The organism is Rhizobium sp. CB3171, from assembly GCF_029714265.1.
In the GTDB taxonomy this organism is placed as follows: domain Bacteria; phylum Pseudomonadota; class Alphaproteobacteria; order Rhizobiales; family Rhizobiaceae; genus Rhizobium.
In genome coordinates, this window is sequence record NZ_CP121653.1 from 1,462,756 (window position 1) to 1,474,907 (window position 12,152).

Consider the following 12,152-nt stretch of genomic DNA (forward strand, 5'->3'; position numbering starts at 1 on the left):
CGTCAGAGGGCAACCTGATGGCCGGGCGAGATTTCCACATATCTTAGCGGCTGCATCTTGTGGTCCGGAGGCCGGATCGGGCTTTTCAACTCGTCGGCGGCAATGCCATGCTTCAGTCTCCGCCGAGCCGGATCGGGAACGGGCACCGCCGACATCAGCTTCTTTGTATAGGGGTGCTGCGGGTTCTCGAACACCGCCTGGCGCGGCCCGATCTCGACGATTTCGCCGAGATACATTACCGCGACGCGGTGGCTGACGCGCTCCACAACGGCCATGTCATGCGAAATAAACAGGAAGGCGAGGTTCAGGCTTTGCTGCAGGTCGAGCAGCAGGTTGATGACCTGTGCCTTGATCGAAACGTCGAGGGCGGAAACGCTCTCGTCCGCGATGATCACTTTGGGATCGAGGGTGAGCGCGCGGGCGATGCAGATGCGCTGACGCTGCCCGCCGGAAAACTCATGCGGATAGCGCGTCGCCATGTCCGGCGAGAGCCCGACCTTCACCAGAAGGTCGGCGACCTTGTCGCGTGCCTCTTTCGCCGTTCCCATCTTGTGTTCGAGATAGGGTTCGGCGACGGCGGCGCCGATCGTCATGCGCGGATTGAGGCTGGCAAAGGGGTCCTGGAAGATCATCTGCACCTTGCGGCGCATATCGCGCAGACCCTTGCGATCAAGAGCCAGCATCTCCTCGCCGTCGACAAGCACCGAGCCGCTCTGCGGCTCGATCAAGCGCATGATGGCGCGGCCCGTTGTCGACTTGCCGCAACCGGATTCACCGACCAGCGACAGCGTCTCGCCGGCTTGCAGATCGAAGGAGACGTTTTCGACGGCATGCACCCTGCCCTGTAGCCGCCCGAAAAGACCGGAATGAATGTCGAACCGTTTGCAGAGGTTTTTCACCTCCAGCACCGGCCGCTGCGCCGCCGAGACGGTATCGGCCACCTCCGTCAATGGCTCAGCCTGACCGGTCTCGCTGTTGAGTACCGGAAACCGCAGAGGTCGCTCGCGCCCCTTCATGGATCCGAGCACGGGGACAGCCGAAAGCAGCGCCCGCGTGTAGGGATGCTTGGCGTGGAAGAAGACCTCGCTGGTCGCGCCCGTCTCGACCTGCTCGCCGCGATACATGACGATAGTGCGGTCGGCGATCTCAGCGACCACGCCCATGTCGTGGGTGATGAACAGAACAGATGTTCCCTGCTCTTCCTGCAGCATCTTGATGAGATCGAGGATCTGGCCCTGAATGGTGACGTCGAGCGCCGTGGTCGGCTCGTCGGCAATCAGCAGCCTCGGGCGCGAGGCGAGCGCCATGGCGATCATCACGCGCTGGCGCATGCCGCCGGAGAAGCGGTGCGGATATTCGTCGAAGCGCGAGGCGGCCGATGGAATGCGCACGCGCTCCAGAAGGCGGATCGTCTCGGCCTTCGCTTCAGCACTGGACATCTCGCCGTGGCAGAGCAGCGCCTCGGAAATCTGGTCGCCGATGGTGAAGAGCGGATTGAGGCTAGTCATCGGCTCCTGGAAGATCATCGCGACATCCTTGCCACGGACTTTGCGCATCTCCGCTTCCGAAAGCGCCAGAATATCCCTGCCGCCGAGCGTGATGCGGCCGGTGATCCGGCTCATGTCCTGCTGCAGCAGCCGCATGATCGACAGCGACGTGACGCTTTTGCCGGAGCCGGATTCCCCGACGATCGCCACGGTTTCACCTGGCGCCACGGTGAAAGACACGTCACGCACCACCGGCTTCCAAGCCCCCTCTGCCAGGAAGGAGGTCGTCATTCCCTCCACCGAGAGCACTGGCTCGGTGAGCTGTGAAGTCTGGGCGTCGCTGCCGGCCATCATCGTCCCCTTACTCACCGTCTCAATCCGGCCAACGCAACAGGCCGTCGAAACGGCGGCGGCTGCGATCTTCGAGTGAGGTTGCGATGATCTCGTTTGAGGCTTGCGCCTTGTCGAGTTCTTCGCCGATGCGAGTGGCCACGATTGTCTCCTCGCCGGGATGCAGATTGCAGGGATCGAGGTAGAAATAATTGTGCTCGACTTCGTGGTCGCGAACGATAATCGGCGGGGTTCCCCGGGCCAAGGCGTCGGCCAGGTCCCAGGCGGTGATGTGAGCCTCGCGCGGATCGATGGTGAGACGCAGGCGGTCGAGCGGATTGTTGGTCGGGTCGGATTCGATCACGGCTTTGACACCGGGGCGGCCGTCGAAGCGGTCGTGCCAGAGATGGAGATAGCCGGTCTCGCGCTCGCGTATGCCGGCATGGTCGCGCGTCTCCCAGGCTTCGAGCGCCGCCATGGCGCCGAAGATGCTTTCCTTGCCAACCTTCATGCCACGGCCAATGCCGAGGTTCTGCAGGAAGGTGTTGCGCACCATGTCCTTGCGTCCCGCGACGATGCCCGAGGTCGGGCCGCCCAGGAATTTGTGGCCGGAATAAAGAACAAGATCCGCGCCCTGCTCCAGGAAGACGCGCAGATCATATTCGGAAGCCGCATCGACGATGACAGGCACGCCCTTGGCATGGGCGATCTCGCAGAATTCCTTGAGGCTCAACATCCCGTAGTCAACGACATGATGCGAAACGACATAAAGGGCGGCCGCCGTCTTCTCCGTGATCGCACCTTCCAGATGATGCCGGTAGGTCGAGGTCGCCTGGCCGATCAGCACGACCTTGCCACCCGAAAGCCGCACCGCCTGATCGACCGGGGCGCCATAGCTCACCACATGTCCCATCTGAACGATGACTTCGTTCTTATCGCCGCGAACGTCGGGAAGACGCTCGATCGCGGCGAGGTCGTTGCCGGTGATGGCGGCGGCGACCGCCAGGCTGATGCCTGCCGAGCAGGAGGCCGTAACGAACCCCGCTTCGCCCCCGGTCAGCCGCGCGATGACCGCACTCGCCTTGCGCTGCAGGTCGTTGATCTCCACGAACTGCGGCAGAATGGAGCCCATTGCCGCAATCGCTTGGGGAACAACGATCGATGCCCCGAGGCTCGTCATCGTGCCCGAGACATTGATGACGGGGCGAAGTCCGACGGACGGACGAATGTCTTCATTCGGCATGGGAACCTCCAGATTTTTTTGCTGGCGGGGCGGCGCTTGCAGTACCGGACCATCGACAGCTATGCCATAATTATGTAACAAACCACCGATTTGAACGGGAGTTCGGTTTTTGGACGCAAAGACATCACCCATCGGCTACTCCGAGAGCGAGACGGCCAATGAAAACGACGCTGCCGCCGTCAAGGGAGCGCGGCGCTCGCGCGTCAGCGGCATCGACCGGGCGCTGCAGGTCATCGATCACCTCTACGAAACCGGCACGTCTTGCGGTGTCTACGCGGTCGCTAAGGCGATCGGCGCACCGCTCTCGACCGTCTACGTTATCGTCGACGACCTCGTTGAGAAGAACCTGCTTAGCCGCAATGCCGATGGCACGATCTGGCTCGGCTCCCGTCTTTACCACTACGGCCTCGCCTATGCCCGATCGCTCGATTTCATGAGCGTTGCCACCCATGAAATGCACGATCTCTGCCGGCAGGCCGGCGAAACCGTTCAGGTCTGCGGCCGCGACGGCGACCATATGCTCGTTCTCGCCATGGCCGATGGTCCAAGCCACTTCCAAGTCGCCTCGCGCGTCGGCACGCGGGTACCGCTCAACTGGACGGCGTCCGGCCGCCTGCTCGTCGGTCATCTGCCGGAGGAAGAGCGCATCGCGCTTTTCCGGCACTGTGCACGCACCTCTCCGACCGGCCGCGCCGATGTCGACCCGGTGACGCTGTCGACGGCTGCGGCGAAAGCGCTGGAAGCCCGTCTGTCGATCCAGGCCGGAGAATCCGACTATGCCGTGGCCTGCATTGCTTCGCCCGTATGCGACCGCGATGGCCACTGCGTCGCCACCATCTCCATCGTTCTGCCGGAACAGAAAGCCTTTTCCGACGAAGGTCACTACGTCGCACAGGTTCGAAGCTCGGCGGAAAAGATCGAGAGATTGATGGGTTGGCGTGGCCATTGACGTCCTGTCCCTTCCTCAGCCGTGCAAAGCCACGATCGCTTCGATCTCCACGGTGATATTGCCCGGCAATGAGCCGAAGCCGACAGCGGAGCGGGCATGTTGGCCGGCCGCTCCGAAAACCTCGATGAACAGGTCGGAGCAGCCGTTGATGACGCTCGGATGATCGGCGAAATCGGGCGTGGCGTTGACCATGCCCAAAAGCTTCACCACACGCTTGACGCGCTTGAGATCGCCGAGCGCATCCTGCATGACGGCCAGAAGATTGATGCCGGTCAGCCGCGCATCGGCGTAGGCCTGCTCGATGCCGACCTCGGCGCCGACCTTGCCGAAATGCAGGGTGCCGTCGGCCTCGCGCGGACCCTGGCCGGATAGATAGAGCATGTTGCCTTCGCAAACATGCGTCACGAAGTTGGCTATCGGCGGCGGCGGTGGCGGCAGCACGATGCCGAGGGTGGAGAGGCGTTCATAGGGCGAACCCTGTGCGCTCTCGGCGGTGGCGGAAGACTGGTTCACGCAAACTCCTGTCGTACAATCATTAAATTCGGAACTCAGCTATCAATGGCTGTGGCCATGGGGCGTCATTTTTCGCGCCCGCGGGATGTAACGGCTCGCGGCAAAGGCGTCAGCGCCGATGACTGCGTATCGCGGTTCGAAAAGCTGTTTCAGCACGGCGGCATCCCCCATCGAATCCACCGCCTCGATATCGGACTCCACAAGGTCGAAGATCGTGAATTCGGCCCGCTCCCCGACCGCGAGCCGATCGATAAGCGGCAGCTTGATGGCCGAGGCCGGTGCATGCGTGACCGCTTCGATCACCTTCTCAAAGGGCATGCCGACCGACAGCAGCTTCGACATCGTCGTCGCGAGATCCCAGACCGGGGAATTCAACGACCGGTTATGCAGATCGGTGGAGATCGAGAACGGCAGAAGCCCGCGCTGGATGGCGGCCTCGGCGACGCGGAAGGAGAAAGACGCGCCGCCATGGCCGATATCGAGGCGGATGCCCTCACCAGCGCAACGCTCGGCGAGATTGAAGAGATCCTCGTCCTCTATGAGGCTGCTGCCGGCCTTGCCGTTGAAGCAATGCGTAATGATATCGCCGGGTCCGAGGATCTCCAGCACCTCGTCATAGAGCGCCGGCGGCTCGCCGACATGCACCATCATCGGGATCTTCAGTATCTTGGCGATCTTCTTACCGAGCTTGACGGGCGTGATGCCCCAGGAGCCAGTAATCACATGGCTCGCGCGCACCTTGATGCCGACAATATGCTCGCTGTTGTCGGCATAGACCTGCAGCATGCGGTCGAAATCGATCGAGCGGATGTCTATCAATTCGCTGACGCGATTGCAGGCGACGAGACCGATCGAACCGAGATTGAGAAACGCCTTGATGCGTTCGCGCGCCGGCTCGATGATATATTCACGGAAGCCATGGAAATTCGCTTCACCCGCCGAGCCGGCGTCAACCAAGGTCGTCACGCCGCGTTCGACGCCGCATTCCGATGGGCGGAGGGAAATGTCGGTCCCGCCATGCCATATATGGACGTGCAGGTCGATCCAGCCCGGCGACATCCAGGCACCCTTGCCATCGATCCTTTCGACATCGGCCGAGACGGCAAGCGATGGTCCAACCTCGGCGATACGCCCATCCGCGCCGACCAGCACGTCAGTGACGCCGCCTGACGTCGCCTGCCCGAAAGCCATCGGCTTGACGTTGGCGATCAGCAATGGCCGCTTCGGTTCATATCCGGAAGACATGGGCTACAAGTCCTTTCGAAGTCTGGGATCGAGAATGTCGCGCAATCCGTCGCCGACCATCTGCAACGACAGAACGGAGAGAATGATGGCAAAACCCGGGAAGAGCGTCATCCAATCGGCCTGATCGAGATATTGCCGGCCGGCGGCGATCATCGTTCCCCAGGTCGGAATATCCGGGCTCACGCCAAGGCCGAGGAAGGAAAGGCCGGCTTCGGCGAGCATGGCGTTGGCAAACAGGAAGGTGCCCTGCACCAGGATCGGCGACAGCAGGTTTCTGAGCACATGTCGCGTCATGATATGCAGGGTCGAGACGCCGAGCGCGCGCGCCGCCTCCACATAGGGCAGTTCGCGGATGACCAGCGTCGAGGCGCGGACGATACGCGCCAGCCGCGGCGCATAGACGATGCTGAGCGCGATGATGACCGTCGTCAGCGACGGCCCCAGGGCAGCGACCAGCGCGATCGCCAGCAGGATATCGGGAAATGCCATCATCGCATCGACCAGCCGGGCGATCGGCGTATCCAATTGCTTGAAAAAGCCGGCGAGGAGGCCGAGCGTAACGCCGATGACAGCTGCCAGCGCGACGACCGCGCCACCGACCAGCAATGACAGACGGCCGGCATAGATGGTGCGGGTGAAGACATCGCGGCCGAACTCATCGGTTCCGAAGAGGTGGATGAAGCTTGGCGGCTTCAGCCGGTTTACGATAGACAGCTTGCCTGGCGCATAGGGCGCAATCAACGGCGCGAAGACGGCGAGCAGCACGAATATCGTCAGCACGGCGACACCGAAGACGACGGTTTTGCGCTTGAAGAGACGTCTGGCGAATTTGCGGCGCTCGGCGCCGGCGCTTGTGTCTGAAATCGCGGCCATCAATAGCGCACCCTCGGATCAACCAGCAGATAGAGCATGTCGATCGCAAAATTGATCAGGACGTAAAGCCCGGCAATGACGAGCAGTGCGCCCTGGATCACCGGGTAGTCGCGTCGGAGCACGGCCGACACCACGAGATTACCAATGCCCGGCAGGCTGAAGATGGTCTCGGTCACCACCGCGCCGGAAATGAGCACCGCCGCGGTCAACCCGATGACGGTGAGGATCGGGATCAGCGCGTTTTTCAGCGCATGCTTCAGGATGACCTTGCGCTCGATAAGCCCCTTGGCGCGGGCGGTGCGGATATAGTCGTCACCGAGCACATCCAGCATCGAGGCGCGGGTGAAGCGCAGGATCAGCGCCGAGGAGACGACGCCGAGCACGATCGAGGGCAGTGCCAGGTGATACATCCGGTCCACGAATGACGAACCCGGTCCGCCATATCCGGAGACGGGAAAGATACCGTGGCGAACGGCGAAGGACTGAATGAGGATCAGGCCGAGCCAGAAACTCGGAATACTGGCCGCCAGCATGGCAAGCGCCGTCGCAGCCTGATCAAACAGCGAGCCGCGGCGATAGGCGGAATAGATGCCAATCGGCAGGGCGATGATGCTGGCGATGACCAGCGAGAACACCGTCAGAAAGAAGGTGGGCTCGGCGCGCTCGACCAGCGCCGAGGTCACCGGCTCGTTCAGAAAGATCGACTGACCGAGATCGCCCCGCAGAAGCTGACCGAAGTAATAGAGGTATTGCAGGGCTAGCGGCTGATCGAGGCCGAGCCTCGTTCTGAGGCTCGCAATGTCCTGCGCCGTCGCATCCGGACCGAGCATGACGGCAGCCGGATCGCCAGGAGTGACGCGCACGATCACGAAGACGATCGTGACCACGAGGAACATCACGACGATCATGCCGAAAAGGCGCTGGAGGATATAGCGTATCATGTCTTGTCCGATCCTCCGGCCGCTTCCATCGCGGCCGGAATGACGAGCCTATGGGCTGCTACTTCTTGACCGACGCGTTCCAGAAATACGGCCAGGGCGCCGCCTCGACCCCTTCGAGCTTCTGCGATTTGGCGGCCAGGGCATTGAAGTCGCCGATCTTGATCAGCGGTACTTCGTCGTACATCACCTTTTGGACATCAGCCCACAGCGCTACGCGCTTGTCGGGATCAACGGCGGAATTGAAAGCATCGACCGCGACCTTTCGGGCCGGGGTGTCCCACCAGCCGGGCGCGCTCGTCGACATCTGCCCCATCAAAGCCGGCTCGGGCAGGAAGGGGCTGTGGGAGATATAGATGTCCCACAGTTTTGGATCGGCACGGCGCTGCGTTAGCGTCGCCCAATCGACAACCTGCAAATCGACCTTGAAGCCGGCCTGCTTCAGATATTCGGCGGCAACCTGCGCCATCTTGTAATGGAATTCGTATTGACGGCTGGTGAGGATACGCAGCGGCTCGCCATTATAGCCCGCCTTCTTCAGCAGAGCGCCGGCGGCCTCGGGATCGGCGACGTTATAGGCGCCGCTTGTGCCGGCATCCGTGTTCCAGGCGTAGGACTTTGGATAAAATGCGGCATCGAGCGCATAGAAATCAGTGCTGCCGAAGGCAGCGGCCAGCATGTCCTCCATGCTGAGCGCTGTGCGTACCGCTTTACGGATCTCTATATTCTTGGTGATGCCGTTCGCTGTGTTGAAGACGAAGACCGGATAGCCGAAGGGTTTCAGCATGACCGGCTGGGACGCCGCCGAGCCCTTCACGCGGTCGAAAGATTCGACCGGCAGTGAATCGACATAATCATATTGGCCGGCAACTGCCGCCTCGACGCGGGTATTGGCGTCGGGAACGGGGACGAAACGGATTTCATCAAGATATTGATGCCGGGCGCCGCCATAACCATCGGCCTCGCCGCTGCGGGACTTATAACCATCGAAGCGCACCAACTGAATATATTGGTCAGCCTTGCGCTCTTTCAGCATATAGGGACCGGTGCCGATGAAGGTGGTCATCGGGTCTTCTTGATGCTTGGCCGGAATGATGATCGCGGCCGAATTGTTGAAGGCGAGCAGGGAGAGAAGCGGCGCATAGGGTTGCTTCAACACGATCTTGACCGTCGAGGGATCGACCGCCGAGATGCTGTCGATCATAGCCGCAGTCTGCTTGCCGCGTGAGGCGATCTTGGTCCAGCGATTGAGCGAGGCAACGACATCTTCCGATGTCATCTCGCTATTGTCGTGGAACTTGATGCCGGTGCGAAGCTTGATCGTATAGGTTTTGCCGTCAGCGCTGATGTCGGGCATGCTCTCGGCCAGAAGCGGCGTTACCTTCCAATTCTTGTCGAAGGTAAAAAGCGTTTCGAAAATATGCTGCGAAACGATGCCGACCAGATCGGCCGTCGAAACCATCGGATCCAATGTCGGCGGCTCACCAATTGTCGCGACATTGATCACGCCGCCCTTTTCTTGCGCCAGAAGCGCCGATGGCATGATGAGAAGAGCTGCTCCCAGCAGAAAGGCAAATTTGCTTCGCACGATATCATCCCCTTGTTTATTCCGTTATTACGGAACATTAAATTTTATAATGGAATGATAGCGGTGAGACAGGTGATGTCAATATAGCCCGGAACATTGGAATGCGTGATTGGAGCCGTGGCCGGGAGCGAGTGACGCCGACATCGATCGGTGCTCGTCATCACCGCGATCTCGACAGCATCATCTATGTTGGAAAACCCAAGGCGCGGAGACGCTACGAACCTCGGCCATGCGGCGGAGGCGAAAGCCATCAAACGTAAGAGATAAAGAAGAGCAATATGCTATGGGGGAACACGTCACCACCGGAGTGCTCGCCAATGGGAATATTAGTGCCCCCGCTGGTCGGCTCTTGCTGGGGGGCAAGGCCGACCAGATTCTTTCAAAATTAAACCGCCAGGAACGCTGACGGCGGAAGCTGAAGTGCATTGGCGATCCGCTTCAGTTTAGCCGGATCAATATCTGCGCCATCTTCGATGCCTATGATTTCCTCATTGGCGAGACCACAGGTCACCGCCAGATCTTCAATGCTGTAGCCCACGGTTTCACGGGCTGCCTTCACACGCGCCGCGACATCGTCCGCATGCACGGCTTGCGGTGGAACCTCATTGAAATTATTGAGTGAAATGGACATTATCGTCTCCTTCTCTACATAGATTCTTGCGAAGTCTTTTTTGAGTCTTGGGACAGGCGCCTGTTAACGCGCCGATAACCTTTTATTTCAGCAATGTAATATGAACAAGCAAAAATCGTCGCGCAGCGCCGGTCGAGCCTATGGCCACGCGCAGACGCTGGTCATGCGTCCATGGACGACATCTGACGAACGATGACCAAGCAACGGATAGTTAACGGATTTTTCACCGCTCATAGAGCGCGCAGTAACGGCAATGGAGAAGTCGGCGCCGGCTTCTCGTTCCCGGAAAATCTGTGAATATGGAGGGACGGGAAAACCAATTGATGCGCAAAGCCGCCCGGATGGCTTGCCTTTTCGAACGACATCCACCTTCGATTCGCCTGACGCGAAACATCCGCTCGGCATTCGCTAAACAGTTTTGAGGGCCGCTAGCCTTTGGCCTTGGGCGCGCGGCTTGGCCGGCGGACAGCTCTCACCTTACCGCTGCCGCCTCCGCCGCAGAAGAACTGATCTCCGCCATCGGACTCCAGTCCCGACACACCCACTCCAGCCGGCATGTCGAGCCTTTCCAGGACCTTTCCCGTTTCGGGATCGATCCGCCTCACATCACTCTCGTCACCTTCCCAGGTGCCGTGCCAGAGTTCGCCGTCGACCCAGGTGACCCCGGTTACGACGCGGTTGGACTCGATGGTGCGGAGGATCGCCCCCGTTTGCGGATCGATTTGATGGATCTTCCGGCCGCGATGCTGCCCAACCCAGAGCGTCCCCTCGGCCCATGCGAGCCCGGAGTCGCCGCCATGGCCAGGCGCCGGGATCGTGGCGAGCACGCGACCGGTCTTCGGATCGATTTTCTGGATGATATTCTCGGCGATCTGAAACAGATGCTGACCGTCGAAGGCCGTTCCCGCATGAGAGGCGACTTCGATCGAATGCAGCACCTCCTCCCCCTTTGCCGGATCGAAGGCGTTCAACCGGTCTCCGGAGGCAAACCAGACGTGCTGGCCGTCGAAGGTAACGCCGTTCACGCGGTCGGCACCGGGAAAAGGTCCATATTCACGAAGAATTTCGGCTTGAGATCGTTTCATGCTGTCATCCTATTCGTTCGGCAGAGGACCGGGGAATAACAAGATTGTCGGGAATCCGAGCACGGGCGGGGTCATCCAGCGGCGTGCCCTCCCAAGACCTAGCGACTGTACCTTACCTGCTTCCGCAAGCTGTTCGAGCGCCCGCTGCACCGTGCGCGGGCTCGCTCCAAGCGCAATCGCCAGCGCGGAGCTCGACCAGGACTCGCCGTCGGCAAGAAAGGCGAGCAGCGCCGCATGCTGCTCTTCGACGGGCGGCGCCAGCACGGCGACTTCGCTGGCGCGGCGCGGCGCCAATGTAAAGCCACGTTTCGTAGCCCGAACATCCGCCAGCGTCCGAAGCTCGGCGCGAAGCCGCCCTATTTCGACACGCAGCCGAGCGCGATGCGATTCATCGGCATGTTTGGCCCGAAAGGCGCGGGTGAGAAGTGTGCTCCTCGGCACATCTGCGGGCCAGGCTTCGCCCAACGCGCGTGCAAGCGCGAACAAGACCGGGCGCGTCGCAAGCGAAACCACCGCCCCTGCATTCCGGACGACGTTACGACATGCGTCCACCACCAGCGTCCCCGACTCCAGAAGCGTTTCCACCTCTTCAAGCAGGAGCGGGCGCTCCTCGCCACGCAGCATCAGGCGCGCCGCGGCAGTGTGCAGGACGAGGGAGGCGCTTTCGACCTCCGCCGTCAGCGCAGGAATATCCGCTGCACTTGCGGCCTGCCCTGCCCGCGTAAGTGCTGCACGCGCTGCCTTCGTCTGCAGGCGGCGAATGGCGATGCCGGCAACGACCAGCTCGTAAGCCGCCCTCGAGGCGGGAGGAAGCGGTGTCGGGTCAAGTTCGGCGAGCACGCGCTCGGCCTCATCGAGATGGCCGATCAACAGCAGGCGCCGGACTTCGAGATTGCGGGCATGGGCGGCATTCACGCGGTCGCCATGTGCCTCGAGGGTCGCCCGCGCCGCGGCAAGCGCCCTGGCGGGCCAAGTAAGGTCGCGCGAGACGAGCGCGATCTCCGCTTCGGCGACGACACACCGGGCGCGGGCCATCCCCTCCTTTGGCCCGAAGGCGCGCGTAGCACTCTTGAGGAGCACCTTTGCACGGCCGAGATCACCGAGTTGCGCCATCGCGATGCCCCTCAGCGCTAGCGCCGGCGCATCATCGCGCAGGGCAACCCGCTTCAACGCGCCGAGAGGATCGCCCGCCGCAAGCGCATAGGCCGCAGCGGTGATCATCGAGTCCATCGAAATCCCGTCAAACTTGTAACTCCCATCCTCTCGATAG

General features: G+C 61.3%; 11 protein-coding genes. 1 reads left to right on the forward strand and 10 read right to left on the reverse strand.

Going from position 1 to position 12,152, the window contains the following annotated elements; genetic code table 11:
• Nucleotides 1-2: 2 nt before the first annotated feature.
• Both QA648_RS26105 and QA648_RS26110 read right to left on the reverse strand, forming a co-directional pair.
• Nucleotides 3-1,838 (reverse strand): ABC transporter ATP-binding protein, encoded by a 1,836-nt coding sequence (locus tag QA648_RS26105; protein ID WP_283054273.1) that lies wholly within the window; start codon nt 1,836-1,838, stop codon nt 3-5.
• A 22-nt stretch (nt 1,839-1,860) separates the two neighbouring features.
• Nucleotides 1,861-3,060: an aminotransferase class V-fold PLP-dependent enzyme gene (locus tag QA648_RS26110; protein WP_283051546.1), complete on the reverse strand. Its 1,200-nt coding sequence runs from the start codon at nt 3,058-3,060 to the stop codon at nt 1,861-1,863.
• 109 nt (nt 3,061-3,169) lie between these two features.
• Between QA648_RS26110 and QA648_RS26115 the strand changes: the two genes are divergently transcribed.
• Nucleotides 3,170-4,009: an IclR family transcriptional regulator gene (locus QA648_RS26115; RefSeq protein ID WP_283051548.1), complete on the forward strand. Its 840-nt coding sequence runs from the start codon at nt 3,170-3,172 to the stop codon at nt 4,007-4,009.
• 15 nt (nt 4,010-4,024) lie between these two features.
• On the opposite strand, the gene QA648_RS26120 is transcribed toward QA648_RS26115, so the two are convergent.
• The 8 genes from QA648_RS26120 to QA648_RS26155 form a co-directional block, all read right to left on the reverse strand.
• Nucleotides 4,025-4,522 (reverse strand): RidA family protein, encoded by a 498-nt coding sequence (locus QA648_RS26120; protein WP_260304928.1) that lies wholly within the window; start codon nt 4,520-4,522, stop codon nt 4,025-4,027.
• A 42-nt stretch (nt 4,523-4,564) separates the two neighbouring features.
• Complete coding sequence (locus tag QA648_RS26125) at nt 4,565-5,767, reverse strand: amidohydrolase/deacetylase family metallohydrolase (protein WP_283051550.1); 1,203 nt, start codon at nt 5,765-5,767, stop codon at nt 4,565-4,567.
• Nucleotides 5,768-5,770: 3 nt separating this feature from the next.
• Nucleotides 5,771-6,640: an ABC transporter permease gene (locus QA648_RS26130; RefSeq protein ID WP_260304926.1), complete on the reverse strand. Its 870-nt coding sequence runs from the start codon at nt 6,638-6,640 to the stop codon at nt 5,771-5,773.
• Entirely contained in the window at nt 6,640-7,581 is a 942-nt protein-coding gene (locus tag QA648_RS26135) for an ABC transporter permease (protein ID WP_283051552.1), read from the reverse strand. Before QA648_RS26135 ends, QA648_RS26130 begins: the two co-directional genes overlap by 1 nt.
• 58 nt (nt 7,582-7,639) lie before the next feature.
• The gene (locus QA648_RS26140; RefSeq protein ID WP_283051553.1) at nt 7,640-9,166 is read right to left on the reverse strand and encodes an ABC transporter substrate-binding protein; all 1,527 of its coding nucleotides are present in this window, start codon (nt 9,164-9,166) and stop codon (nt 7,640-7,642) included.
• A gap of 385 nt (nt 9,167-9,551) precedes the next feature.
• Nucleotides 9,552-9,797, reverse strand: coding sequence for a helix-turn-helix transcriptional regulator (locus QA648_RS26145; RefSeq protein ID WP_104826471.1), 246 nt, complete (start codon nt 9,795-9,797; stop codon nt 9,552-9,554).
• A gap of 428 nt (nt 9,798-10,225) precedes the next feature.
• Nucleotides 10,226-10,882: a PQQ-binding-like beta-propeller repeat protein gene (locus QA648_RS26150; RefSeq protein WP_283051556.1), complete on the reverse strand. Its 657-nt coding sequence runs from the start codon at nt 10,880-10,882 to the stop codon at nt 10,226-10,228.
• 9 nt (nt 10,883-10,891) lie between these two features.
• Nucleotides 10,892-12,112 carry a helix-turn-helix domain-containing protein gene (locus QA648_RS26155; protein WP_283051558.1) on the reverse strand — a complete coding sequence of 407 codons (1,221 nt, stop codon included), beginning with the start codon at nt 12,110-12,112 and terminating at the stop codon, nt 10,892-10,894.
• Nucleotides 12,113-12,152 lie beyond the last annotated feature (40 nt).

Excerpts from the sequence above, each read along its gene's own strand:
- QA648_RS26105 (WP_283054273.1), bottom strand. The coding sequence starts at position 1,838 with ATGGCCGGCAGCGACGCCCAGACTTCACAGCTCACCGAGCCAGTGCTC.
- QA648_RS26110 (WP_283051546.1), bottom strand. The coding sequence starts at position 3,060 with ATGCCGAATGAAGACATTCGTCCGTCCGTCGGACTTCGCCCCGTCATC.
- QA648_RS26125 (WP_283051550.1), bottom strand. The coding sequence starts at position 5,767 with ATGTCTTCCGGATATGAACCGAAGCGGCCATTGCTGATCGCCAACGTC.
- QA648_RS26130 (WP_260304926.1), bottom strand. The coding sequence starts at position 6,640 with ATGGCCGCGATTTCAGACACAAGCGCCGGCGCCGAGCGCCGCAAATTC.
- QA648_RS26135 (WP_283051552.1), bottom strand. The coding sequence starts at position 7,581 with ATGATACGCTATATCCTCCAGCGCCTTTTCGGCATGATCGTCGTGATG.
- QA648_RS26145 (WP_104826471.1), bottom strand. The coding sequence starts at position 9,797 with ATGTCCATTTCACTCAATAATTTCAATGAGGTTCCACCGCAAGCCGTG.
- QA648_RS26150 (WP_283051556.1), bottom strand. The coding sequence starts at position 10,882 with ATGAAACGATCTCAAGCCGAAATTCTTCGTGAATATGGACCTTTTCCC.
- QA648_RS26155 (WP_283051558.1), bottom strand. The coding sequence starts at position 12,112 with ATGGACTCGATGATCACCGCTGCGGCCTATGCGCTTGCGGCGGGCGAT.